The organism is Pseudomonas sp. LFS044, assembly GCF_047978245.1.
Classification (GTDB): Bacteria; Pseudomonadota; Gammaproteobacteria; order Pseudomonadales; family Pseudomonadaceae; genus Aquipseudomonas.
In genome coordinates this window covers 96339-121603 of sequence record NZ_JBFPFX010000009.1, presented here as the reverse complement: position 1 = coordinate 121603, position 25265 = coordinate 96339, and the positions used below count along the sequence as shown (strand labels likewise).

Below are 25265 nucleotides of genomic sequence, written 5' to 3'. Positions count from 1 at the left end.
CTACAGTGGCGGTGCCAGCGCGCCCAGTGCTTGCTTGGCCTTGCTTACATTGACTGCACTGGGCAAGGCAACGCCGTTCTTCACCGCCAGAATCTCGGCCATGACGCTGACCGCGATCTCCGCCGGTGTCTTGCTGCCGATATAGATGCCGATCGGGCCATGCAGGCGTGCCAGCGACGCTTCGCTTTCGCCGAAATGTTCGATCAACCGTTCGCGGCGCAGTTGGTTGTTGCGCCGTGAGCCGATCACACCGATGTAGAACGCCGGGCTGTGCAACGCTTCCAGTAGCGCCAGGTCATCCAGTTTGGGGTCGTGACTGAGGCCGACGATGCAACTGCGCAGGTCTGGGGCGAAGGCCCGGACCACGTCGTCCGGCATGCCAACGATCTTTTCCACGCCCGCGACATTCCAGCCGCCCATGTATTCGGGGCGGGGGTCGCAGACGGCCACCTTGAAGCCGTTGAACAGGGCCATCGTTGCCAGGTACTCGGCCAGTACCCCGGCACCGATCAGCAGCATGCGGTAGCCGGGGCCCAAGGTATTGACCATGCGCTGGCCATCGAAGCTGAATTGCTCGGGCGTGGCGGTGATGCTCAAGTGAACGTGACCGCTGCCCAGGTGCAGTTCGCGACGTACCAGGTGGCCCGCGTCCAGCTGGGCCAGCAACTGCTCCAGGCTCGGCAACGCAGGGGAGAATTCGAGGATCAGCTCAAGGGTGCCGCCGCAGGGCAGGCCAAAGCGGTGCGCCTCGTCGGCGCTGACGCCGTACTGCACCACTTGCGGCGGCCCTTCGGGCATGCCATCGCCGCTGTAGGCGGTGGTGTAGCGGTGCACCAGGTCATCCTCGATGCAGCCGCCCGACACACTGCCGATCACCCGGCCATCGCCGCGCAGGGCCATCATCGAGCCCACCGGCCTGGGCGATGAACCCCAGGTGCGCGCCACGGTGGCCAGCATTGCTCGATCGCCAGCCTGCAGCCAGTCGCGGGCGGTGCGCAGCACCAGCAGGTCGATGCTTTCCATTGGCAGCTCTCCTCAGCGCATGTGCAAGATGATCGGGCTGCTGCTGGCCGGGTCGGTGTGCCCACGCAGTTTGCCGACCGCCTGTGCATCCACCGCGCCGCCGTGGTTGCCCCAGGTGCTGCGAACGAAACTCAGCACATCGGCGACTTCCTGGTCCGACAGCTGTTCGCGGAAGGCCGGCATGCGGTAGGCATCGGGCAGCCCTGCGGTGACGACGCGTTGCGAGCCATTGAGGGTGATGTTGATCGCTGAGGCGTCCTCCTTGGCCAGCGCCGATGTCGCGCCCGCCAGTGGCGGCATCCATTCGGCCTGCCCCTTGCCGTCCAGGCCGTGGCACGTGGCGCAGCGGGTCACGTAGGTGTGGGCGCCGGGGCTGTTCAGCCGTTCGCCAGCAGCAACGGCCTGGTACTGCCAGGGGGTGCCGTCGCGCTGAGGGTCGCCGGGCAACGACTTGAGGTAGCGGGCAATCGCCGCCAGGTCGTCATCGCTCATGAACTGGGTGGAGTTGTTGAACGCTTCGGTCATCGAACCGTACACCACCGCGTGCTTGTTGCGCCCGGTCTTGAGGAACTGCACGATCTCGGCCTCGCTCCAGCGGCCCAGGCCGGTGTTGGGGTCGTCGCGCAGGCTGGGCGCGTACCAACCATCCAGCAAGGCACCCGCCAGGTAGGGTTTACCGGCTTCATCCAGGGCCTTTTCGTTGAACGCCAACCCGCGCGGGGTATGGCAACTGCCGCAGTGGCCGGGGCCTTGGACGATGTAGGCGCCGCGGTTCCACAGCGCGTCCTGCCCGTCCTTGGCCGCATAGGGTGTGGTGGCGGCGAACACGCCGTTCCACAAGGCAATCGGCCAGCGCATGTTCAACGGCCAGGGAATGTCGCTGGGGAGGTTCGCCTGTTGCGCAGGCTGCACACCCTTCATGAAGAAGGCATACAAGGCCCGCACATCGTCGTCGCTGAGCTTGGCGTAGGACGGGTAGGGCATGGCCGGGTACAGCCGCCGACCACCCGGCGCCACGCCCTGGCGCACCGCACGGTCAAAGTCGGCGAGGCTGTAATTGCCGATGCCGGTCGCAGGGTCGGGGGTCACGTTGGTGGCATGGATCGCGCCCAGCGGCGTGGCCATTTCCAGGCCGCCGGCGAAGGGCTTGCCTTCGGGCAGGCTGTGGCAGGCGACGCAGTCGCTGAGCCTGGCCACGTATTCACCGCGGCTGACCAACGCCGGGTCGAAGCTGACGTTCTGTTCACTGGCGAAGGGCGAAGCGGGCTCGCGGGTGACGTACCAGGCCAGCAGGCCTGCCGCGATCAGGCACGGCAGCGCCAGCCAGCCTGCGGTTCTTGCGAATCGACTCTGGGTCATGGGGCAGTCCTTGTCCGGTCAGCTGAAGGTATGGCGGCTTAACGGCAGGCTGCGCACGCGCTGGCCTGTCAGCTGCGCCACCGCGTTGGCCACGGCGGGGGCCACGGCGGGCAGCGGCGGCTCGCCGATCCCCCCCATCTTCGCGCCGCTTTCAACGATGCGCACATGCACCCGGGCCATGCGCGAAGCCGGCAGGATCGGGTACAGGTCGTAGTTGCGCGCCCGCGGCTTGCCATCGATGAACACCGCTTCTTCGACCAGCGTCTGCGACAGGCCGAGCGCCACGGCGCCATTGACCTGGGCTTCGATGATCGCCGGGTTGACGATGCTGCCGGGGTCGATGGCCTGCCAGATGTCGTGCACCTTGACCTGGCCACCTTCAAGCGACACTTCGGCAATCACGGCCGCTTCCGAGCCGAACGGCGAGGCCATGGCCACACCGCGGGCACGCTTGCTGCCATCTTCGGCCGTGAACGGCCCGCGCTTCCAGCCGCCGGACAACTCGCCGACCGCTTGCAGCAGGGTGGTCAGGCGCGGGTTGTCGCGCAGCAGGTGCAGGCGCAGCTCGAACGGGTCCTTGCCGCCTTTGTCGGCCAGCTCGTCGAGGAACGACTCATAGAAAAAATCATTCAGCGAGTTGCCCACCGAGCGCCAGTAGCCCAGCATGGCCGGGCCTTTGACGTAGATCTGGGCGATGCGCTTGTTGGCGATGGCATAAGCCTTGCCCGACAGGCCCTCGAGCGCTGTCGGGTCGATCTTCTCGCCTTGCTTGCCCGCCAGAGCTTCGGTCGGGCCCTCGGTGGCGCTGACCGCTTCGATGGCCACCGGCAGGCCATCGGCATCGAGCCCGGCGCGGAACTTGACCACGGCAACGGGCCGCAGCACATCGCGCAGAAACTCCTCCTCGCGGCTCCAGATCAGCTTTACCGGCTGGCCTACCGCCTTGGCCAGCAGGATGGCCTGCGGGTAAGGGTTGGCCGAGTCATACAGGAAGTGGCGGCCGAAGAAGCCGCCCAGCAGCGGCGAATGCAGGGTGATCTGCTCAGGGGGCAGGCCGGTGCGCTTGGCGATGTCGTCGCGGAACATGTCCGGCGCCTGGTTGGGCAGCCACACTTCGAGCGAACCGTCCGGGTTGAACCGCGCGATGGCGGATGGCGGTTCCAGTTGAGCGTGGTTGAGGTACTGGTTGTGGTAAGTGGCCTCGACCTTGGTCTTGGCATTGGCCAGGGCACCGGCGATATCGCCGTCGTTCTCCTCGTCACGGGCTGGGCCCTGCTGGGCGGCCAGGTGGTCGCGCCAGGCGTCACTGGAGAAGTCGGCCGGCATCGGCCGCACCTTGCTGTCGGCCCCCGGTTCCTGCCAGTCCACCTGAATGGCTTCGACCGCGCGCTTGGCGTGCCACCAGCGTTCGGCGACCACGGCCACGGCGCCGGGCAGTTGATGCACCGAGTGCACACCTTTCATGGCCTTGACCTGCGCTTCGTTGCGCAGGCCGCCCACCGTCATGCCCAGGCGCGGGGCGTGCTGCACGGCGGCATGGAGCATGCCGTCGAGCTTGATGTCGATGGTGTACAGGGCTTTGCCGGTGGACTTGTCGTAGGCATCGACGCGGCGTACCGGCTTGCCGATCCAGCGGAACTGGCTGGGGTCGCGCAGCTTGACGCTGGCAGGGTCGGGCACGGGCAGGTCCATGGCGCGTTCGGCCAGTTCGCCGTAGGCCAGCGAACGGCCGGAGGCGGCGTGCAGCACCTTGCCTGGTTCGGTGGACAGTTCGCTGACCGGCACGCCCCACTGGTCGGCCGCGGCCTGCATCAACATCGCCCGGGCCAGGGCGCCAAGGCGACGCATGGTCGGGTAGCTCATGCGCACCGACATGCTGCCACCGGTGATGCGCATGCCGTTTTCCATCACCACATAGGCTTCGCCGGGCGGCGCGCTGTCGACCAGGAAAGTGGCTGGGTCGGCATCCAGTTCTTCACCGACGATCTGCGCCATGGCGGTGTAGGTACCTTGCCCACCCTCCATGAATGGGCACAGCAGGCGCACCGTGCTGTCCGGGCGGATCTCAAGGAATGCCGGCACCTGGGTGCCACGTTCGGCAGTGGCCGCAGTGGCGGCCTGAACCCGGCTTGAGCCCAACGGCAGGCCGAAGCCCAGTACCAGAGCGCCGATTGCGCTACCGGCCAGAAAGCGCCGACGCGACAGGTTGACCGGTTCGCCCAGGGGCAGGTCGAGCAGGGCCGCAGAGGTATCGACAGGCGTGTTCATCAGGCCTTCTCCCCTTGGGCAAGCTCATGCACGGCAGCATGGATGGCGTTGTAGGTGCCGCAGCGGCACAGGTTGACCATCGCCGCGTCGATCTGCGCATCGCTGGGTTGTGGGGTGTGCTTGAGCAGCGCGGTGGCCGCCATCACCTGGCCAGACTGGCAGTAGCCGCACTGGGCCACCTGGTGTTCGACCCAGGCCGCCACCACGCGCTTGCCCACCTCATCGGCCTCGATGGCTTCGATGGTGGTCACTTCACGCCCGACCACCCCGGCCACCGGCGTGACGCAGGCACGCACCACATTGCCGTCCACCAGTACCGAGCACGCGCCGCACTGGGCCAGGCCGCAGCCATATTTGGTGCCGGTCAGGCCCAGGTCGTCGCGGATCACCCACAGCAGGGGCGTGTCGGCGTCGGCCTCGACCTGGTAGGTCTTCTGATTGATTCGAAGTTCCATGGCTCACCTGCTGATCATCGGTTGTTATCGTTGCTATCAGGTGGGGAATGCATCGTTCCCCAATCCGCAAACGCTAGCACAGCGCAGTGACCGCCTGTCTGGCAGACGCTGCAGGTTCAGAGGATCAGGCAAGTAATCCGGTGAAATGCGCAATTGCGCAGGGGCAGGGCGGTGCCCCAAGACTTCCCGGTAAAAAAACCGGATAATGCCCGCCATTCGTTCCGCACGCTTTCTGGTACCCCCGCATGGAAATCAAGGTCAACTTTCTGGACAACCTCCGTCTGGAAGCCAAATTCGACGACTTCACGGTAATCGCCGACCAGCCGATCCGCTACAAGGGCGACGGCTCGGCCCCGGGGCCGTTCGATTATTTCCTTGCCTCGTCGGCCCTGTGCGCCGCCTATTTCGTCAAGCTGTACTGCCAGACCCGGGATATCCCCACCGAGAATATCCGCCTGTCGCAGAACAACATCGTCGACCCCGAAAACCGCTACAACCAGATCTTCAAGATCCAGGTCGAGCTGCCCGAAGATATCTCGGAAAAAGACCGCCAGGGCATCCTGCGTTCCATCGACCGTTGCACGGTCAAGAAGGTGGTGCAGACCGGCCCTGAGTTCATCATCGAAGAGGTGGACAACCTCGACGCCGATGCCCAGGGCCTGCTGATGCCCGTGGCCGACACCACCACCTACATCGCTGGCAAGGACCTGCCGCTGGAGCAGACCATCGCCAACATGTCCGGCCTGCTGGCCGGGTTGGGCATGAAGATCGAGATCGCCTCGTGGCGCAACATCGTGCCGAACGTGTGGTCGCTGCACGTGCGCGATGCGCAGTCGCCGATGTGCTTCACCAACGGTAAAGGCTCGACCAAGGAGGCCGCGCTGGCCTCGGCGCTGGGTGAGTTCATCGAGCGGCTGAACTGCAACTTCTTCTACAACGACCAGTTCTGGGGCGAGGAAATCGCCAACGCAGCGTTCGTGCATTACCCGAACGAGCAGTGGTTCAAGCCGGGGCCTAAGGATGAATTGCCCGCCGAGATCCTCGACGAGCACTGCCTGGAGATCTACAACCCGGATGGCGAGCTGCGCGGCTCGCACCTGTATGACACCAACTCGGGCAATACCGAGCGCGGTATCTGCTCGCTGCCGTTCGTGCGCCAGTCGGACGAGCAGGTGGTGTACTTCCCGTCCAACCTGATCGAAAACCTGTTCCTCAGCAACGGCATGAGCGCCGGCAACACCCTGGCCGAAGCGCAGGTGCAGTGCCTGTCGGAGATTTTCGAACGGGCGGTGAAGCGTGAAATTCTCGAAGGCGAACTGTGCCTGCCCGACGTGCCGCAAGAGGTGCTGGCCAAGTACCCGGGCATCGTCGCCGGCATTCAGGGGCTGGAAGAGCAGGGCTTCCCGGTGCTGGTCAAGGATGCGTCGCTGGGCGGTGAGTTCCCGGTGATGTGCGTCACCTTGATGAACCCGCGCACGGGCGGTGTGTTCGCCTCGTTCGGCGCGCACCCAAGCTTTGAAGTGGCGTTGGAGCGCAGCCTGACCGAACTGCTGCAAGGCCGCAGCTTCGAGGGCCTCAACGACCTGCCGCAGCCGACCTTCGAAAGCCATGCGCTGACCGAGCCGAACAACTTCGTCGAGCACTTCATCGACTCCAGCGGCGTGGTGTCGTGGCGTTTCTTCGGCGCCAAGGCCGACTTCGAGTTCGTCGAGTGGGACTTCAGCGGCCACGGCGAAGACTCCAACGTTCAGGAAGCTGCCACCCTGTTCGGCATCCTCGAAGCATTGGGCAAAGAGGCGTACATGGCCGTGTACGACAACCTCGGCGCCAATGCCTGCCGCATTCTGGTGCCCGGCTATTCCGAGATCTACCCGGTCGAAGACCTGATCTGGGACAACACCAATCGCGCCCTGGATTTCCGCGCAGACATCCTCAACCTGCACAGCCTCGACAACCGCGCCCTGCGCGCATTGCGCAAGCGCCTGGACAACTGCGAGGTGGATGACTACACCACCATCACCACGCTGATCGGTGTCGAGTTCGACGACAACACGGTGTGGGGCCAGTTGACCATCCTTGAGCTGAAGCTGCTGATCTGCCTGGCGCTGAAGCGGTTCGAGAACGCCAAGGAGCTGGTCGAGGCGTTCCTGCAGTTCAACGACAACACGGTCGAGCGTGGTTTGTTCTACCAGGCGCTGAACGTGGTGCTGGAAGTGATGCTGGACGACGATCTGCAGATGGAAGACTACGAGGCCAACTTCCGCCGCATGTTCGGCAACCCGCGCATGGATGCGGTGCTGGGGTCGGTCGATGGTAGCGTGCGCTTCCATGGGCTGACACCGACCAGCATGAAGCTGGAAGGGCTGGACCGTCACCTGCGCCTGATCGAGAGCTACAAGAAGCTGCATGCCGCACGGGCCAAGGCGGTGTGAATGACCGCGGGGCGCTTTGCGCCCCATTGGCGGGCAAGCTCGCTCGCAAAGAATCGCCTAAATAGCTCAATGGCATACGGGCTATTGCCAATCCGTATTGCCCATCGGGCATTACCGCTTGCCGCGTCCCGCCAGCAGCGCTTAGCTATTGACCGGCCTCGACTGGCCACCTCATTCCATGGCGCGTAGACCGCCAGACGGACCTCGGCCGCGCACCCCACAAAAAGGGCGCAGACCATGAGCACTCCTTTGGATACCAATGCACTGAAGGCCCGCCAGCAGGCGGCATGGGCCAGTGGTGACTACGCGGTGATCGGTACCACCTTGCAGCTGGTAGGTGAACGGCTTGCCGAAGCCTGCGACCTGCGCTGGGACGAGCAGGTGCTGGACGTCGCCGCCGGCAATGGCAACGCCACCCTGGCCGCTGCCCGGCGAGGCTGCCGGGTCACTTCCACCGACTACGTGCCCGAACTGCTCAAACGCGGGGAAGAGCGCGCCCGCGCCGAACACCTCCACGTAGACTTTCAGGTGGCCGATGCCGAGGATTTGCCGTTCCGGGACGGCAGTTTCGACGCCGTTGTTTCGACCTTCGGCGTGATGTTCGCCCCCGACCAGGCGCAAGCCGCCCGTGAGCTGGCGCGCGTCTGCCGGCCCGGTGGCCGGGTCGGCCTGGCCAACTGGACCCCGCAGGGTTTTGTCGGGCAGATGTTCAAAACCCTGGGTCGGCATGTGCCACCGCCTGCCGGGGCGCTGCCACCCTCGCGCTGGGGCGATGAAGAGCAACTGCGGGCGATGTTCGAGGGCGCTATCGGCGCCATGGACGTTACCCGCCAGCAGTTCAATTTCCGCTACCGCTCGGCGGCACATTTCATCGAGGTGTTCCGTACCTGGTATGGGCCAGTGCACAAGGCGTTTGCGGCGTTGCCGGCCGATGCGGCGGCGACGTTGGACAGTGAGCTGAGGGCATTGCTGGATGAGCACAACGTGGGCGGGGCGGCGTCGCTGGTGGTGCCCAGTGAATACCTGGAAGTGGTGATCGTGAAGCGTTGAATCGGGTGGAGTTGTGTTGCGCCGCCAACTAGTTCTTGCACTTGGCCATGACCACCTGGCACGTATTGGGTGTACCGCCGGACCGGCCTGCATAACGGATGCAGTTGTTCATCGACTTCTGCCGGGCAATGCTCAGGGTATTACCCCAGGCCAGGCCGCCTTCGCCCAGGCTGGGCACGGCTTTGGCGAAGCAGTTCGAACCCGGCGCCGCAGCGATGTAACGTGCCTGCTTGGGCTTGCTCGAACAGCCAGCAGTCAGCGCCAGGCTGAGGGCAAGCAGCGCATGCACGGCCCAGAGCGCGAACCGTTGTGGGGTGTGAGCATTCATGCCATTGCCTCAGCTGAGCCCGTGAAGCATTTCACGGGTTAATGCTTTCAGGATATGTCAAACAAGCCAAACGGTGAACTTATCGGACGACAGAGCGATCCTTTGCAGTGCGCACCCCGCGCACGCCTGATGGACCGGGCATTGCCCCAGGTCATCAGTTTCGGGTCACTGACTGATAAGGAGGCGCCGTGACCGTTACCGAGCAAACCCTCTACCGATGCACGCCCAGCCCGTTGCATGCAATCCTGCTGGCCGGCACGGTGCCGCTGTTCCTCGGCGCGTTGCTGAGCGACATCGCCTACTTCAAGAGCTACCAGATCCAGTGGAGCAACTTCGCCGCCTGGCTGATCGCGGGCGGGCTGCTGTTCTGCGGGCTGGCACTGTTGTTCGCACTGGTCAACCTGGTCCGTGCCGAGCGCAAGGGCGGCCGGCCGACGGTGTACTTCCTGTTGCTGCTGGTGACCTGGGTGCTGGGCCTGGTGAATGCGTTCGAGCACGCCAAGGACGCCTGGGCCGTGATGCCGGCAGGCCTGGTGCTGTCGCTGGTGGTGACGGTGCTGGCTTGTGTGGCGGCATGGCTGGGCATGAGCAACTTGCGTTCGGGAGGTGTGGAATGAAGCCATTGCATGCATTGCCGGTATTGAGCGTGGCGCTGCTGCTGAGCGCCTGCGGCGGTGAAGGCGAAGCCACTCAGGCACTGGGCCCCGACCCGAAACTGCCGGCCCCCGAGCGTGGCCTGCTGCCGAGCATGAAGATCGCGCAACCCGCCCAGTGGGGCGAGCAGAAACCGACGGTGCCCGAGGGCTACAGCATCACCGCCATTGCCACCGACCTGAAGATCCCACGCCAGAGCCTGGTATTGCCCAACGGGGACATCCTGGTGGCCGAAGGCCGAGGTGGCAATGCGGCCAAGCTCAAGCCCAAGGACGTCATCGCCAGCCAGATCAAGGCCAAGGGCAATACTCAGGTCAAGGGCGGCAACCGCCTGACCTTGCTGCGCGACGCCGACGGCGACGGCACCTACGAGGTGCAGACGGTGTTCGCCGAAAACCTCAACGCGCCATATGGCCTGGCCTTTGCCGATGGCAAGTTGTACGTGGCCAACCAGGACGCGCTGGTGCGTTTCGATTACCAGGACGGCCAGACCCAGGCGTCCGGCGCGCCCACCAAGCTCACCGACCTGCCGGGCGAGATCAACCACCATTGGACCAAGGCCCTGACCATCAGCCCCGATGGCCGCTACCTGTACGTGGGCATCGGCTCGAACAGCAACATCACCGAGCGTGGCATGGAGGCGGAAGTGGACCGCGCCATGGTCTGGCAGATCGACGCCGCTACCGGCGCGCACAAGCCTTATGCCACCGGCCTGCGCAACCCCACGGCGCTGGCCATCCAGCCCGACAGCGGGCAGCTGTGGACCGTGGTCAACGAACGCGATGAACTGGGCCCGGACCTGGTGCCCGACTACCTCACTTCGGTGCGTGAAGGGGGCTTCTACGGCTGGCCCTACAGCTACTGGGGGCAGAATGTCGATGAGCGGGTGAAGCCACAGAACCCGGACAAGGTGGCCGCCGCGATCAAGCCCGATTACAGCCTGGGTTCGCACGTCGCCGCGCTGGGCGTGGACTTCTCCCTCCCGGCCATGGGCGAGCGGTTTGCCAATGGTGTATTCGTGGGCGAGCACGGTAGCTGGAACCGGCCTAACCCGGTGGGCTACAAGGTGATCTTCGTGCCGTTCAGCAACGGCAAGCCTGCTGGCGAACCGGTGGACTTCGCCACGGGCTTCCGCGGTGAGGATGGCAAGACGCGTGGGCGGCCGGTCGGGGTGACGGTCGATCCGAAGGGCGCGCTGATCATTGCCGACGACTTGGCCAACACCGTGTGGCGGGTGACCCGCAATCAGTAACTCCAGCTATGGTGTAGGAGCGGCGCGTGAACCGTTCACGCGCCATTGCGGTCTTGAACACAGGGATGCAGGCCTATGAATGCTATTTGTACACTCGCTCGCGCTGTTGCTCTTGCCTCGTTGCTAGGCACTGCCAGTTTCACAGTGCAGGCGGCCGATATACCGATTGCCAGCGAAGCGCTGGAAAGCCATGTCACCACACAGGTCACAGCCATCGACCAGGCCAATCGCCAGGTCACGGTCAAGGGCCCGCACGACAAGGACGTGACCTTCCAGCTCACGGAAAAGGCCAAGGCGCTGCCCAACCTGAAGGTGGGTGACGAGGTCGACATCTACGTGACGCGCGCGGTCGCCTATGTGCTCAACACCGATGTTGGCGGGGCGCCGAAGGCAAGCGAGGAGTCCGGTACGATTCGTGCCACCAAGGACAACCCCAACCCGGGGGGCGAAGCGTTCCGCCAAGTCAGGGTGACTTCGCAGATCAAGAAGATCGACCTCAAGAACCATGAGGTGAGCCTGCTGCCGCCGGAAGGCAAGTTGCAGGTGGTCAAAGTCGAAGACCCCGAGTTGCAGGCGCGCATGAAGAACCTCAAGGTCGACCAGACGGTCGATGCGATTTACACCGAAGTGCTGCGGGTCGAGACATCGCGGTAAGTCTGTTAAAGCCTCTTCGCGGGCGAGCTCGTGAGGAGGCCATTGCAGCCCACGACTATTCACCAGGCGAATACTGAAAGTGCATATCTTCAATTTCCATCATCCTTGTCGATTCTTGCATCATCCAGGCATCTTCCCCCTCGATGAGTCCATACATGGTTAACAAGGCGCTGCTTATCGCGTTTCTTCCTCTGGTACTGGCCCTCTTGGCGGGCGTCGTGCTGCCCTACCAGGCTGCCAGCAACGCAGCAGTCGGCCGCGCGCTCGGGCACTGGCTATGGGGTGCTTTCACGTCGCTGACGGTCAGCTCGGTGGTGGTCATCGCTGCGCTGCTGATCCTGCGCGTACCCATGCCCGACCTGGGCAAGGCACTGCAAGGCCCGTGGTGGCTGTGGATCGGCGGGGTGTTGGGTGCGCTGTATGTGGCGGCAGCTGCGGCGTTGACGCCCAAGCTCGGCACGGCGGGGTTTCTGGTGCTGGTGGTGGCGGGGCAGATCCTGACGTCGGTGATCGTCGATCACTTCGGCCTGATGGGGGTTTCCGCCAAGCCGGTCAGCCTGCCCAGGATTGCCGGGGTGGTACTGATTCTGGCAGGCGTTTTCCTGGTGCAGAGTACCTGGGCGGCGAGCCCGTCTACCGACCAGGCTGCAATCGTCAAACAGCCGGAAGGCTGATCAATGCCCGGGCTGGCAGCAGGCCCAGACCGCCTCGCGCAGCCAGCGATGACCCGGGTCGCTGTCTTTCCTGTTGTGCCAGGCCTGCTGATAGGCCAGGGAAGGGATCGCCAAGGGCGGTGCGAACTGGCGCAGGGCCTTGTGCTGGTGCATCGGGCCCACGGCACGCTTTGCGACGGTGAGGATCAGGTCGGTACCACCAAGCACCTCGACCGCTGCACTCCAATGCGGTAGCGCCAAGGCGATGCGCCGGCGCAAGCCCTGCGCGGCCAGGGCGCGCTCGATCTCGTCATGGGCATCCGGGCGCATGGCCATGAGCACGTGCGGCCGCGCCAGCCAGTCGTCCAGCGCCAGGCCGCTCTTGGCCGGCAGCACCTGGCGATCGGCGATGCTGACGAAAGTGTCTTCGAACAGGGTTTGGGCCGTGATGCCTTGCGGCAGCTCGGGGAAAATGCCCAGCGCCAGGTCGAGCTCGCCATCGAGCAACTGCGCCAGCATCGCTTCGCGACTGGCCTGGCTGATGGCCAGGTCGACGCCGGGGGCTGCCTGGCGCAGGTAGCGAACCAGCGGGGGCAGGATGATCCGCGAGGCGTAATCGGACAACGACAAGCGGAACCGCCGCTGCGCCAGAGCCGGGTCGAAGCGTGGGGCGGCCAGCAAGCTGTCGAGGCTGGCCAGAGCGTCCTGCAGGGGCTTGGTCAGGGATTGGGCGCGGGCGGTGAGGGCCATGTGCCCGTTCTGGCGAATCAGCAGGGGGTCGTTGAAATGCGTGCGCAGTTGCGCCAAAGCGTGGCTGACCGCCGGCTGGCTACGGTGCAGGCGAATCGCGGCGCGGGTGACGTGCTTTTCGCTGAGCAGTGCGTGCAGGGCCAATAGCAGGTTGAGGTCGATCTTGCGCAGTTCATCCATGGGGCGAATGGTCTGGGTGGCTTCAGGGGCTATGCATCAGCCTAACAGATGTGCCGGTGCCCTCACGCGCGCTGAAGCTGGGGTGGGTCTGGCGCTGGCCGTTGTTGATTTGTTGTTCATGAGACCGAGCGCCGCCCGCGGCGCATCGCGAAGCGCTTGCCTTGAGATCTTCAGCGCCTTTGAGAACGAGCGCCGCCCGCGCGGCGCATCGCGGGCAAGCCCGCTCCTACATTTGTTGCAACGTGCCATTCCAGTCAGGCCATGGTTGTCCGCCTTGGCGCATGACTGAAGACAGGTGAGGCGGCAGCTGTGCCAGCCGAAAAATCTCGTCGAGCCACCAAGGCTAACAACTATGGCCCATCAGGCCATGGCACGTTGCAACAAATGTAGGAGCGGGCTTGCCCGCGATGCGCCGCGCGGGCGGCGCTCGATCTCAAGGGCGCTAAAGATCCCAAGGCAAGCGCTTCGCGAAGCGCCGCGCGGGCGGCGCTCCGATCTCAAAGGCGGCAAATACCTCCAGGCATGCCCCCGCACCTTCGCTATAATCGCCGCCCGTTTTACTGTAATCCGAGCATTCCAATGGGTCTCTCCACAACCGCCACACCTGAACCGCGCCGCCTGGGCGCCCCCGTGATAGCCTTGGCCCTGTTGCTGGCCGGCGCCTGGTTTCTCAACCTCAACGCCGGCTTCAAGCAGGTGCTGCTACTGATCGTCGGCGCCGCCCTGGGCCTTACGCTGTACCACGCCGCCTTCGGCTTCACCTCGGCCTGGCGGGTGTTCATCAACGAGCGCCGCGGCGCCGGCCTGCGTGCGCAGATGGTCATGCTGACCCTGGCGGTGCTGCTGTTCTTCCCGGCGCTTTCCGCCGGCAGCCTGTTCGGTAATCCGGTGACCGGGCTGGTGGCGCCTGCGGGCGTTTCCGTGGTGTTCGGTGCCTTTATCTTTGGCATCGGCATGCAACTGGGCGGTGGCTGTGCGTCGGGTACGCTGTTCACCGTGGGCGGCGGCAACGCGAGGATGCTGGTGACCTTGCTGTTCTTCATCATCGGTTCGGTGACGGCCACGCACCACGCCGACTGGTGGTTCGCACTGCCGTCGTTGCCGGCAACCTCGATCGTCCAGGCTTGGGGCGTTGGGCCGGCGCTGGTGGTGAGCGTGGCCGTGTTCGCGCTGATCGGCTGGGCTACCGTGGTGCTGGAAAAACGCCGCCATGGTGGCCTGGAAGCCCCGGTGAGCAGCGAGCATCAGGGCCTGCGCCGCTTCCTGCGTGGCCCGTGGCCGCTGCTGTGGGGCGCCATCGCACTGGCCCTGCTGAACTACGCCACCCTGGCCTTGGCCGGGCGCCCGTGGGGCATCACCTCGGCCTTCGCCCTGTGGGGTGCCAAGACCCTTTCCAGTTTTGGTGTGGATGTCGGCAGCTGGGTGTTCTGGCAGGCCCCGGCCAATGCCAAGGCGCTGGCCGCGCCGCTGTGGCAGGACGTGACCACGGTGATGGACCTGGGCATCGTGCTAGGTGCGCTGCTGGCGGCGGGCCTGGCCGGGCGTTTTGCGCCAAGCCTGAAAATCCCGCTGCCGTCGCTGATTGCCGCAGTCATCGGCGGCCTGCTGCTCGGCTACGGTTCGCGCCTGGCCTACGGCTGCAACATCGGCGCCTACTTCAGCGGCATTGCCTCGGGCAGCGTGCATGGCTGGCTGTGGCTGGTTGCGGCATACACCGGCAACCTGATCGGCGTACGCCTGCGCCCGTGGTTCTTCGCCGGCGAGCGTCGGCCAGTGGCGCTGACCGGCTGCTAGGCGCTAGGCTCAAAACTTAATGGCTGGGATGAATAGTTGTCGCAACTAACTGATAAGTAAAGGCTTATCGTTTGGCGACTGCGTGCTGAACGCACTGTTCGTAGTACGTCTGCTTGATCGCCGCCGGCTTGAGCTGCGAGCGGCTGTTATAGGTCTGCTCGGTGATACCGAAGGCGGTCATGCGCATCCATGGCTTGGCGAACCTGCGCACCTGCAGCTTCTTGCGCGTGGCATACAAGGTCACGCCGGAGAGTTTGGCCTGCTGGGCCTCGGCGGCGATCTGTGAGCCCCAACCACACGCCTGGCGATCGTTCTGGCTCAGCGTTCTGGCCTGGGCGCCGAAAGCAGTCGTGGCCAGCAGGCAGCCGGCCACCGTTGCTAGAAATACTCGCATGTTGCTGTCCTAAGCATCTGACGGAGAACGAAGTTTGCCTTCGCTTCAGATGCCTGGGGGCCAGTACTATGCCGCTCAGGTGGTGGCGATGCGCAGGCGATTTGCCAGCGCAGGGCGCAAGCTGTGCAGTGCAAGGCCCGCCACCCATATCACCGAGACTGCGTAGTTCAACCGTTGGTACAGGCCGAACAACTGGCCGCTTTTGGCGGCCTGTGCCATCAGTACCACGGTGATGATCGCCCCAACCACACAGGCCAATGAGAACCGCCCAAGCGCTGGTGAGCCCGCCACGTGTTTGCCGGCCCATATCCAGAGGGCGCTGGCCAGGGTCAACGAGAGGAACATCAGCAGGCCGGACGCATTATGCAGCTGTTGCGACAGCGAAGGATGAGCAGGTGCACAGCCCTGGTCGCAGGGGAACCAGCCGGTGCCCAGGCTGCCCAAGCCATGCAGCAGTAACAGCGCAGCACTTGCCAATGCCACCTTCGAACCCTGCCAACGCCGCGCCAGGCCCCAGGCGAACAAGGCGAACAGCACCGCGAGCGGGAAATTGTTGAGCAGTGGCGACCAGGAATAGGTGGGGGCGCCTACAGCGCCCAGCTGGCTCATGGCTTGCTGCAGGTGGTCGTAGCCGGGGTAGGCCTGGGCGGTGAGCCAGACGCCCAGCAGCAGCCAGAACGGGATGAGCAGGCCGCAAGTCAGCAAAATACGGTCGAGCGTTTTCATCAGTGGTTTCCTTCCGTGGAATGGCTAGATCAAGCATCTACAGTAGCGAGAGCGTTGCGGTCTGCCCCGACCTGATCGCGGGCAACTAGGTATTCAGCCAGCCGCCTTGTCCCGGCGCATCTGCGTCACCAAGGTGAATCTATCATCCGGGTGGACAGTTTCGGATACCGCCATCAGCCCCCCGTCGTCATCCCGGTAGTGCCTCAGAATCTTCAACCCCGGCGCCCCTGTTTCCGCCTTCAGGGCCCGCGCCAATTCTGCGGTCAGCAGCACCGCACGCACCTGTTGGTCCACCACTGCGATAGCGCGCCCGTAATGTTGCTCGATCAGGCTGGCGATCAGTTGGTCGGGGTGTTCACGGGCCAGCTCGATAACGTCGGCATAGTCACGCTGGGCGTAGACGTCGGTCCAGCACAGCGGGGCGGCGCTGTGCTGGCGGTCGACGCGAATGCTCGACACGCAGAAGTAATGCTCGCCCGGCACCAGCCCTAGCCGCGCTGCCTCGCTGAGGTCGGCGACGAAGTGGCGCACGTCCTGGATCTCACGCTGCTGGGTTTCTGCCAGATGCGCAAGGTCGGCCACGGTCGCCAGCGACTGCGAATACCCGCCACGCGGGCTGCTGGCTTCCACCCGGGTGCCGACGCGCTTACGGCGTGACACCAACCCTTGGTTGAGCAACTGGTTGATCGCCGCTCGCACGGTGTGCCGGCTCACTTCATACAGGTCACACAGCTCGAACTCAGTGGGCAACAGACTGCCGACCGGGTAGCGGCCGTTGGCGATGCCTTCCATCAGGTCCCTGGCTACCACGGCGTAGCGCGCTTCGTTCATACCTTCGGTCAGTCCCGTCAATTTCTTCGGTTGACAGTGTAACAGTGGCAGGGCAAGAATTATGTACGGACATATCAAATATGTACGCTCAATAAAAACATTTCAGGATCCTTGCCTATGTCCACCACCGTTTTCGACTCCACCCTGTTCCGCGACATGTTCGGTACTGCCGAGATGCGCGGGGTGTTTGCCGACCAGGCGCTGATCGAGCGCTATATCGAAGTTGAAGTGGCGCTGGCCAAGGCCGAAGCACGCTGCGGCGTGATCCCGCAAGACGCCGCCGAGCAGATTGCCGAGCTGTCGCGCTATGCCTCCCTCGACCTGGCGCTGATGCAACACGAAACCGAAATCGTCGGTTACCCGATCCTGCCCCTGGTAGAACAACTGTCGAAGCTGTGCGGGGACGCGGGCCGCTATGTGCACTGGGGCGCGACCACGCAGGACATCATGGACACCGCCGTTGTACTGCAGGTGCGCGCGGCGCTGGCCATCGTCGAACGTGACGTGCAGGCCGTAAGAGGCCTGCTGGCAGAGCTGGCGCAGCGCTACCGCGACACGCCAATGGCCGGCCGCACCCACCTGCAGCACGCGCTGCCGATTACCTTCGGCTACAAGTGCGCGGTGTGGCTGAGCATGTTCGACCGCCATGCCGAGCGCCTGATGGAGCTGCGCCCGCGGGTGGAAGTGGGGCAGTTCGCCGGTGCCGCCGGTACCCTGGCGTCGCTGGGCGACAAGGGCCTGGAGGTGCAGGCAGCGTTGATGGACGAATTGGGCCTGGGCGTGCCGCAGGCCACCTGGCACGTAGCTCGCGATGGCTTGGCCGAGACCCTGAACTTCCTCGGCCTGGTTACTGCTTCGCTGGGCAAGGTGGCGCTGGACGTGATGATGATGATGACCAGCGAGCTGGGCGAGGTGTACGAGCCGTTCGTCAAGGGCCGTGGCGCCAGCAGCACCATGCCGCAGAAGCGCAACCCGATTTCCTGCGAGCTGATGTACGCCGCAGCCAAGGGCGTGCGCCAGCAGGCCGGGCTGATGCTCGATGCGATGATTCAGGACTTCGAGCGCTCCACCGGCCCATGGCAGGCTGAGTGGATCGCCATCCCCGAAGCGTTCGCTTTGACCGCCGCCTCGCTGGGCCAGGCGCGTTTCATGCTGGCTGGCCTGGACGTACGTACCGAGCGCATGCGCAAGAACCTCGACATGACCCAGGGCCTGATCGTCGCCGAGGCGGTCATGATGGGACTGGCCCCGGCGCTGGGCCGCCAGGTGGCACATGACGTGGTGTATGCCGCCTGCCGCATGGCCAACGATCAGGGCATCAGCCTCCTCGAAGCGCTGCAGGCCCAGGGCGAGGCCACCGCGCGCCTGGACCTGGCAACCCTGGAACGCCTGTGCGACCCGACCAACTACCTAGGCCTGGCGCCGCAGATGGTTGACCTGGCGCTTTCGCGCCCCGGTGCCGTCGCCCGCTGATGCTGCACGGGCCTGGCCGCCGCCAGGCCCTCCCATTACAAGAACAATGAGAACACAATCATGTCTTGCGCCATCAAGAAACCGCTGTACAAGGACCTGACCTTCCAAGTCATCGCGGCGATGCTGCTGGGCATCGCATTCGGCTTCCTCGCCCCAGAGCTTGCTGCCAAGTTCAAGATCCTTGGGGACATCTTTCTCAAACTGATCAAGACTGCCGTGGCACCGCTGGTGTTCTTCACCGTGGTGCACGGCATTGCGTCGGCTGGCGACATCAAGCGCGTCGGCAAGGTTGGCTGGCGGGCGCTGGTGTACTTCGAACTGCTGTCGACCCTGGCCCTGGCCATCGGCCTGCTGTGGGGTAACCTGATCGGCATCGGCTCAGGGATGCACGGCGCCCATGCCAGCAGCGCTGCCTCGGCCGCTGCCAGCGCCGCTGTTGCCAAGGGCCATGCGCCGAACTCGACCATGGACTTTATCTACGCGATTTTCCCCGACAACTTCGTCGGTGCCTTCGCCGGTGGCCAGTTGCTGCAGGTCCTGGTGATCGCGGTGCTGTTCGGCTTCGCCCTGCTGGCTCTCAAGCATGAGCGCCGCGCAGTGATCGAAGATGGGCTGAACCGGGTGTCCGAGTGCTTCTTCGAGTTCATCAACCTGATCATGAAGTTCGCCCCACTGGGCGCTTTCGGTTCGGTGGCCTACGCCGTGGGCAGCAATGGTTCGGCAGTGCTGATGTCGCTGGCCAACCTGGTGCTGATGTTCTACCTGGCCGTGGCGTTCTTCCTGTTCGTGGTGCTGGGTGCGGTGTGCCGGTTATCCGGGTTCAGCCTGTGGCGCTTTCTGACCTATATCAAGGACGAGATATTCATCGTGCTGGGCACCGCCTCGTCGGAAAGCGCCTTGCCACGCCTGCTGCAGAAGCTCGAAAGGTTCGGTTGCTCCAAGCAGAGCGTGGGCCTGGTGCTGCCCACCGGTTACGCCTTCAACCTTGACGGTACCTCGATCTACATGTCGATGTGCGTGCTCTTCATCGCCAACGCCTATGGGGTGCCGCTGGGCTGGGAGCAGCAACTGGGCATCCTGGCGATCATGCTGGTCACCTCCAAAGGCGCGGCAGCGGTGTCCGGTGGCAGCTTCGTGGTGTTCGCCGCCACCGTCACCGCCATCGGTGTGCTGCCGGTGGAAGGCCTGGCGTTGCTGTTCGGCGTGTACCGCTTCATGTCCATGGCCATTGCTACCTGCAACACCATTGGCAACAGCGTAGCGACCGTGGTGGTGGCCAAGTGGGCGGGCGAGTTCACCGAGCAGGCTGCACGCGAGGAGTACACGCGAGTGCTGGGCCGAGCGCCTGGCGCAGCGCTTTGATAAATACCGCGTCAGGTGTATGTGATCGTACAACCGCTTGCGCTATCATGACGGCTGTCTTTCAAGGTGAAATACAGGGCATGACAGAGCAGCAGGTACAGGCAAGGACCCGGCGCAAACCGCGCAGTCTGGCCCAGGAACTGGTCACGGTGCTGACCGAGCGCATTCGCAGCGGCCAGCTCAAGCGCGGCGACAAGTTGCCGACCGAATCGCAGATCATGGCCGAGGAGGGCGTCAGCCGCACCGTGGTGCGTGAGGCGATCTCGCGGCTGCAGGCTGCTGGGCAGGTCGAGACGCGCCATGGCATCGGCACTTTTGTGCTGGATACGCCCTCCACCGGGGGTTTCCGCATCGACCCGGCCACCGTGGTCACGCTGCGTGAAGTGCTGGCTGTGCTGGAGCTGCGCATCGCCCTGGAAATCGAATCGGCCGGCCTGGCTGCGCAGCGGCGCAGCGATGAGGAACTGGCCGGCATGCGTGCGGCGCTGGACGAGCTGAACGAAGGTGCCGCGCATGCCAACGATGCGGTGTCGGCGGACTTCCAGTTCCACCTGCGCATCGCCCAGGCCAGCGGCAACCACTACTTCGCCGACATCATCAACCACCTCGGTACCAGCATCATTCCGCGTACCCGGCTCAATTCTGCACGCCTGGCGCATGATGACCAGGCGCATTACATGAGCCGCCTGATGCATGAGCACGAGGCGATCTACGAGGCCATTGCCCGGAGTGACAGCGAAGGGGCGAAGATGGCCATGCGCATGCACCTGAGCAACAGCCGCGAGCGGCTGCGCCAGGCGCATGCGGAGGCCGAGGCGCAAGGGGTTTGAATTCACGGTTGGCGTTGCTGGCCCTATCGCCGGCAAGCCGGCTCCCACAGGTACGCCGCTGTTCTCAGGCTCAGCGCAAACCCCGTGGGAGCCGGCTTGCCGGCGATAGGGCCGGTAAATTCAATGCAAGACTCAAAAGAAAGCCCCGCAAACGCGGGGCTTTCTTTTATCTCAGGGCATTCAGGGCATTCAGATCGCCCCGTCACTCCACTGCCCATTCACCAGCCGGCGCAAGCCCAGCGGGTTGCTGTCGCGCAGCGCCTCAGGCAGCAGCGTCTGCGGGTAGTTCTGGTAGCAGACCGGGCGCAGGAAGCGGTCGATGGCCAGGGTGCCGACGGACGTGCCACGGGCATCGGAGGTGGCCGGGTACGGGCCGCCGTGCACCATGGCATCGCACACTTCAACGCCAGTGGGGTAGCCGTTGACCAGGATGCGGCCTACCTTTTCTTCCAGCAGCGGCACCAACCAGGCAAACGCTTCGAAGTCTTCCGGCTCGCCGATCAGGGTGGCAGTCAACTGGCCACGCAGCCCGAGCAGGGCGGCGCGCAGTTGCTCGTTATCGCGGGCTTCGACGGCAACCGTGGTCGGGCCGAACACTTCTTCCTGCAGCAGCGGGTCGGCGTCTACCAGCAGGCGGGCATCGGCCTTGAACAGCTGCGCGCGCGCCTGGCTGCCTTCCTGAGGCTGGCCGGCCAGATGTTCGATGCCGGCGTGCGCCTGCAGGTGCTCCAGGCCGCCAACATAGCTGCGCAGGCCACCGGCGTTGAGCAGGGTCTGGCCGGCTTGTTGGTCCAGGTGCTGGCCAAGGTCGCTCAGCAGTTGGCTGAACTGCGGCGATTGCAGGCCGATCACCAGGCCTGGGTTGGTGCAGAACTGGCCGGCGCCCAGGCACACGGAGCCGGCGAGCTCGCGGGCGATGGCCTCGCCACGCTTGGCCAGCGCGCCCGGCAGTATGATCACCGGGTTGATGCTGGACATTTCGGCGAATACCGGGATCGGCTGCGGGCGCTCGGCGGCCATGCGGCACAAGGCGTCGCCGCCCTTGAGCGAGCCGGTGAAACCGACGGCCTGGATGGCCGGGTGCTTGACCAGCCATTCACCGACACCACCGCCGAAGACCATGTTGAACACGCCCTTGGGCATGCCGGTGCGCTCGGCGGCGCGGACGATGGCTGCACCGACCAGGTCGGCAGTGGCCATGTGGCCGCTGTGCGCCTTGAACACCACCGGGCAACCGGCGGCGAACGCTGCAGCGGTGTCGCCGCCAGCGGTGGAGAAGGCCAGCGGGAAGTTGCTGGCGCCGAACACGGCAACCGGGCCGACACCAATGCGCATCTGGCGCAGGTCTACGCGCGGTAGCGGTTGGCGGTCGGGCAGTGCCAGGTCGATGCGTGCGCCCAGGTAGTCGCCACGGCGCAGCACTTGGGCAAACAGGCGCATCTGGCCGCTGGTGCGGCCACGTTCACCCTGGATACGCCCAGCGGGCAGGGCGGTTTCGCGGCAGACAACGGCGACGAAGGCATCGTCCAGCTCGTCAAGCTCAGCAGCAATGGCGTCGAGGAACTCGGCGCGGCGCGCCGGGGCCAGCTGGCGGAATTCGGCGAACGCGGCAGCGGCGGCCTGGGCCGCCTGGTCCACTTCGGCCTCGGTGGCCTGGGCGAAGCTATAGGGCAGGGCCTCGCCGGTGGTGGCGTCCAGGCTCTGCAGGCGTTGCGCGCCAGCGGCGCTGCGCTGGCCGGCGATGAAGTTGTGGCCAAGAATCTCAGGCATGGGGTGCTCCTGTAGGTGAGTAATCAGGTGATAGGCGCCGGGTTGAACAAAGTGATGTCGTTGTGCAGCCGGTGCTGTTCGGCCCAGGTCTGTTTGCGGCCGCTGGCCACGTCCAGGTAGTAGTGGAACAGCTCCCAGCCCAGCTCTTCGATGCTCGACCGGCCGCTGGCGATGCGCCCGGCGTCGATGTCGATCAGGTCCGGCCAGCGCTGCGCCAGTTCGGTGCGGGTGCAGACCTTGACCACCGGCGCCATGGCCAGGCCGTACGGGGTGCCGCGGCCGGTGGTGAACACGTGCAGGTTCATGCCGGCTGCCAGTTGCAGGGTGCCGCAGACAAAATCGCTGGCCGGGGTGGCGCAGAAGATCAGGCCTTTGCGCCCGACCCGCTCGCCGGGGCCGAGCACACCTTGAATGGCGCCGCTGCCTGACTTGACGATCGAGCCGAGGGATTTTTCGACAATGTTGGACAGCCCGCCTTTCTTGTTGCCCGGCGTAGTGTTGGCGCTGCGGTCCGCCGCACCTTGCTGCAGATAGCGGTCGTACCAGTCCATTTCGCGCACCAGCGCGTCGGCGACGTCCTGATTCTCGGCGCGCGAGGTGAGCATGTAGATAGCGTCGCGCACTTCGGTAACTTCCGAGAACAGCACGGTAGCGCCAGCGCGCACCAGCAGGTCGGCGGCATAACCCAGCGCCGGGTTGGCGGTGATGCCCGAGAACGCGTCGCTGCCGCCGCACTGCATGCCGAGGATCAGTTCACTGGCCGGCACGGTTTCGCGGCGGCGCTGGTCGAGCTTTTTCAGGCGGGTTTCGGCCAGGCCCATGATCTGCTCGATCATTTCGGTAAAGCCGAGGCTGGCGTCCTGCAGGCGATACAGCCAGGGTTCGCTGAGGTCCACCGACGGGTCGTTGTCGTGCATTACCTGGCCGGCCTGCAGCTTCTCGCAGCCCAGGCTGATGACCAGCGCTTCGCCGCCCAGGTTGGGGTTGCGCGCCAGGTTGCGTACGGTGCGGATCGGGATGTAGGCGTCGCGCGCGTTGATTGCCACACCGCAGCCGTAGCTGTGGGTGAGGGCGACCACGTCATCGACGTTGGGGTATTGGGGCAGTAATTCGGCGCGGATGCGCTTGACCGCGTGTTCCAGCACGCCGGTCACGCATTGCACGGTGGTGGTGATGCCGAGGATGTTGCGGGTGCCGACGGTGCCGTCGGCGTTGCGGTAGCCTTCGAAAGTGAAGCCGTCGAGTGGCGGCAGGGGCGCAGGGACGGCATCGCAGCGCGGCAGGCTGTCCAGTTCCGGTGCCGCCGGCATGGCCAGCTGGCTTTCCTGGACCCAGCTGCCTTGGCGCAGGTCTTCCAGGGCGTAACCGATGATTTGCCCGTAGCGGCGCACCGGCTCGCCCTTGGCGATCAGCACGGTGGCGACCTTGTGGCTCTGCGGCACGGCTTCGACCAGGGTCAGGCCGTCGGGGAAGCGGGCGCCTTCGCCCAGGCCGCCGTCGTTGACCACCACCACGACGTTATCGTCGTCGTGCAGGCGGACGTAGCGGGGCGAGTCGGAATGTTCGATCAACTGCATGTTCAGGCCCTACGTTTAGGTTCTCAGGCTTTTGTACATCCGCCCGCACCGGCAACCCGGCGCGGGCGTGTTCACTCAGTGACGCGAGCTGGCCAGTTCACCGTTGGCGGCAGGCTCAGCCTGTGGCTTGGGGGCGTCTTCGCGCAGCTCGATACGCTTGATCGGGCCGACGATCACCAGGTAGCTGAACACCGCCACCAGGGCGTTGGCACCGACATACACCAGGGCCCACTTGAACGAGCCGGTAGCACTGATGATGTAGCCGATGACAATCGGGGTGGTGATCGAAGCGATGTTGCCGAAGGTGTTGAACAACCCACCAGACAACCCGGCGATCTGTTTCGGCGAAGTGTCGGCGACCACCGCCCAGCCCAGCGCACCGATGCCTTTGCCGAAGAAGGCGAGGGTCATGAAGCCGACCACCATCCATTCAGCGTCTACATAGTTGCAGAAGACCATGGTGGTCGACAGCAGCAGGCCACAGACGATTGGCAGCTTGCGCGAGAAGGTCAGCGAATTGCCGCGGCGCAGCAGCCAGTCCGACAACACGCCACCCAGCACACCCCCGATGAAGCCGCAGATGGCCGGCAGCGAGGCGATGAAGCCTGCCTTGAGAATGGTCATGCCGCGCTCCTGCACCAGGTACACCGGGAACCAGGTCAGGAAGAAGTAGGTGATCGCGTTGATGCAGTACTGGCCCAGGTAGACGCCCAGCAGCATGCGGCTGGTCAGCAGTTGCTTGATGTAGCCCCATTTCGGGCCGTCATTGCCGCGCTTCTGGTCCATGTCCACCAGGCCGCCGTTCTGCTCGATGTGCTCGAGCTCTTGCGGGCTGATGCGCGGGTGTTGGCGTGGGTTGTAGATGGTCTTCAGCCACACGGCAGAGAACACGATGCCCAGTGCACCCATGACCACGAACACGTGCTCCCAGCCGAAGCTGAACACGATCCAGCCCATGATCGGGGCGAACAGCGCGGTGGCGAAGTACTGCGCCGAGTTGAAGATCGCCGATGCCGTGCCACGTTCTGCGGTGGGGAACCAGGCCGCGACGATACGGGCATTGCCCGGGAACGACGGGGCTTCGGCGAAACCGACCAGAAAGCGCAGGGTGAACAGGGTGACGACCGCCCAGGCGACCGGCAGGCCACCGACAAAACCCTGCAGCAGGGTGAACAGTGACCAGGTGAAGATGCTGAACGCGTACACGTTCTTGGAACCGAAGCGGTCCAGCAGCCAGCCACCAGGGATCTGGCCGGCAACGTAAGCCCATCCAAAGGCGGAGAAGATATAACCGAGGGTTACGGCGTCAATGCCGAGGTCTTTCTGCAGGCTGGAGCCTGCGATGGCGATGGTGGCGCGGTCGGCATAGTTGATCGTGGTCACCAGGAACAGCATGAACAGGATCAGGTAGCGCACATGCGTCTTTTTAGTCGCTTGCATGCTGGCAATA

22 protein-coding genes are annotated in these 25265 nt (G+C 64.7%); 10 read left to right on the top strand and 12 right to left on the bottom strand.

The genetic code is table 11. The features are described 5' to 3' along the window. Genes ACNQPL_RS10185 through ACNQPL_RS10170 form a run of 4 tightly spaced genes read right to left on the bottom strand, consistent with a single transcriptional unit; the run spans window position 1 to window position 5105 of the window. On the bottom strand, window positions 1-1023 hold the full coding sequence (locus tag ACNQPL_RS10185) for an XdhC family protein (RefSeq protein WP_416466597.1): 1023 nt from the start codon (window positions 1021-1023) through the stop codon (window positions 1-3). 12 nt (window positions 1024-1035) lie between these two features. Further along, window positions 1036-2382, bottom strand: a complete 1347-nt coding sequence (locus ACNQPL_RS10180; protein WP_416466596.1) for a c-type cytochrome — start codon at window positions 2380-2382, stop codon at window positions 1036-1038. Window positions 2383-2400: 18 nt separating this feature from the next. Then, window positions 2401-4650 (bottom strand): molybdopterin cofactor-binding domain-containing protein, encoded by a 2250-nt coding sequence (locus ACNQPL_RS10175; protein WP_416466595.1) that lies wholly within the window; start codon window positions 4648-4650, stop codon window positions 2401-2403. Next, on the bottom strand, window positions 4650-5105 hold the full coding sequence (locus tag ACNQPL_RS10170) for a (2Fe-2S)-binding protein (RefSeq protein ID WP_416466594.1): 456 nt from the start codon (window positions 5103-5105) through the stop codon (window positions 4650-4652). Before ACNQPL_RS10170 ends, ACNQPL_RS10175 begins: the two co-directional genes overlap by 1 nt. A 245-nt stretch (window positions 5106-5350) precedes the next feature. Between ACNQPL_RS10170 and ACNQPL_RS10165 the strand changes: the two genes are divergently transcribed. Beyond that, a complete protein-coding gene (locus tag ACNQPL_RS10165) occupies window positions 5351-7537 on the top strand; it encodes an OsmC domain/YcaO domain-containing protein (RefSeq protein WP_416466593.1) in 2187 nt (728 codons plus the stop codon). Window positions 7538-7774: 237 nt separating this feature from the next. After that, entirely contained in the window at window positions 7775-8587 is an 813-nt protein-coding gene (locus ACNQPL_RS10160; RefSeq protein WP_416466592.1) for a class I SAM-dependent methyltransferase, read from the top strand. Between the two features lie 28 nt (window positions 8588-8615). Here the strand turns inward: ACNQPL_RS10160 and ACNQPL_RS10155 are convergent, their stop codons facing one another. Next, the gene (locus tag ACNQPL_RS10155) at window positions 8616-8915 is read right to left on the bottom strand and encodes a hypothetical protein (RefSeq protein ID WP_346614341.1); all 300 of its coding nucleotides are present in this window, start codon (window positions 8913-8915) and stop codon (window positions 8616-8618) included. A 188-nt stretch (window positions 8916-9103) separates the two neighbouring features. On the opposite strand from ACNQPL_RS10155, the gene ACNQPL_RS10150 reads away from it, so the two are divergent. The 4 genes from ACNQPL_RS10150 (at window position 9104) to ACNQPL_RS10135 (ending at window position 12149) form a co-directional block, all read left to right on the top strand. Continuing rightward, window positions 9104-9532 carry a DUF2231 domain-containing protein gene (locus ACNQPL_RS10150; RefSeq protein ID WP_346614340.1) on the top strand — a complete coding sequence of 143 codons (429 nt, stop codon included), beginning with the start codon at window positions 9104-9106 and terminating at the stop codon, window positions 9530-9532. Continuing rightward, the gene (locus ACNQPL_RS10145; protein ID WP_387533201.1) at window positions 9529-10821 is read left to right on the top strand and encodes a PQQ-dependent sugar dehydrogenase; all 1293 of its coding nucleotides are present in this window, start codon (window positions 9529-9531) and stop codon (window positions 10819-10821) included. Before ACNQPL_RS10150 ends, ACNQPL_RS10145 begins: the two co-directional genes overlap by 4 nt. Before the next feature lie 75 nt (window positions 10822-10896). Continuing rightward, on the top strand, window positions 10897-11475 hold the full coding sequence (locus tag ACNQPL_RS10140; RefSeq protein ID WP_387533204.1) for a hypothetical protein: 579 nt from the start codon (window positions 10897-10899) through the stop codon (window positions 11473-11475). A gap of 155 nt (window positions 11476-11630) precedes the next feature. Continuing rightward, window positions 11631-12149: a DMT family transporter gene (locus ACNQPL_RS10135; RefSeq protein WP_346614337.1), complete on the top strand. Its 519-nt coding sequence runs from the start codon at window positions 11631-11633 to the stop codon at window positions 12147-12149. Here the strand turns inward: ACNQPL_RS10135 and ACNQPL_RS10130 are convergent, their stop codons facing one another. Further along, entirely contained in the window at window positions 12150-13058 is a 909-nt protein-coding gene (locus tag ACNQPL_RS10130; RefSeq protein WP_346614336.1) for a LysR family transcriptional regulator, read from the bottom strand. A gap of 579 nt (window positions 13059-13637) precedes the next feature. On the opposite strand from ACNQPL_RS10130, the gene ACNQPL_RS10125 reads away from it, so the two are divergent. Further along, window positions 13638-14852: a YeeE/YedE family protein gene (locus tag ACNQPL_RS10125; protein ID WP_416466591.1), complete on the top strand. Its 1215-nt coding sequence runs from the start codon at window positions 13638-13640 to the stop codon at window positions 14850-14852. Window positions 14853-14916: 64 nt separating this feature from the next. On the opposite strand, the gene ACNQPL_RS10120 is transcribed toward ACNQPL_RS10125, so the two are convergent. From ACNQPL_RS10120 to ACNQPL_RS10110, 3 genes are all read right to left on the bottom strand, one after another. Next, complete coding sequence (locus tag ACNQPL_RS10120; RefSeq protein ID WP_387533519.1) at window positions 14917-15246, bottom strand: hypothetical protein; 330 nt, start codon at window positions 15244-15246, stop codon at window positions 14917-14919. A gap of 75 nt (window positions 15247-15321) precedes the next feature. Beyond that, a complete protein-coding gene (locus ACNQPL_RS10115) occupies window positions 15322-15972 on the bottom strand; it encodes a DUF998 domain-containing protein (RefSeq protein ID WP_416466590.1) in 651 nt (216 codons plus the stop codon). A gap of 93 nt (window positions 15973-16065) precedes the next feature. After that, window positions 16066-16803 carry a GntR family transcriptional regulator gene (locus ACNQPL_RS10110; protein ID WP_346614332.1) on the bottom strand — a complete coding sequence of 246 codons (738 nt, stop codon included), beginning with the start codon at window positions 16801-16803 and terminating at the stop codon, window positions 16066-16068. A 117-nt stretch (window positions 16804-16920) separates the two neighbouring features. Here ACNQPL_RS10110 and ACNQPL_RS10105 point away from each other — a divergent pair, with 117 nt between their 5' ends. The 3 genes from ACNQPL_RS10105 to ACNQPL_RS10095 all read left to right on the top strand — a co-directional run bounded on the left by ACNQPL_RS10105 (window position 16921) and on the right by ACNQPL_RS10095 (window position 20468). Next, window positions 16921-18276, top strand: coding sequence for a class-II fumarase/aspartase family protein (locus ACNQPL_RS10105; protein ID WP_387533510.1), 1356 nt, complete (start codon window positions 16921-16923; stop codon window positions 18274-18276). Window positions 18277-18336: 60 nt separating this feature from the next. Beyond that, window positions 18337-19638: a cation:dicarboxylate symporter family transporter gene (locus ACNQPL_RS10100; RefSeq protein WP_416466589.1), complete on the top strand. Its 1302-nt coding sequence runs from the start codon at window positions 18337-18339 to the stop codon at window positions 19636-19638. An 80-nt stretch (window positions 19639-19718) separates the two neighbouring features. Beyond that, entirely contained in the window at window positions 19719-20468 is a 750-nt protein-coding gene (locus ACNQPL_RS10095; RefSeq protein ID WP_346614329.1) for a FadR/GntR family transcriptional regulator, read from the top strand. A 189-nt stretch (window positions 20469-20657) separates the two neighbouring features. Here ACNQPL_RS10095 and ACNQPL_RS10090 read toward each other — a convergent pair whose 3' ends face one another. The 3 genes from ACNQPL_RS10090 to ACNQPL_RS10080 form a co-directional block, all read right to left on the bottom strand. Beyond that, window positions 20658-22238: an aldehyde dehydrogenase (NADP(+)) gene (locus ACNQPL_RS10090; protein ID WP_416466588.1), complete on the bottom strand. Its 1581-nt coding sequence runs from the start codon at window positions 22236-22238 to the stop codon at window positions 20658-20660. Between the two features lie 23 nt (window positions 22239-22261). Then, window positions 22262-23815, bottom strand: a complete 1554-nt coding sequence (garD, locus tag ACNQPL_RS10085; RefSeq protein ID WP_416466587.1) for a galactarate dehydratase — start codon at window positions 23813-23815, stop codon at window positions 22262-22264. A gap of 75 nt (window positions 23816-23890) precedes the next feature. After that, the gene (locus tag ACNQPL_RS10080) at window positions 23891-25255 is read right to left on the bottom strand and encodes an MFS transporter (protein ID WP_346614326.1); all 1365 of its coding nucleotides are present in this window, start codon (window positions 25253-25255) and stop codon (window positions 23891-23893) included. Window positions 25256-25265: the final 10 nt, after the last annotated feature.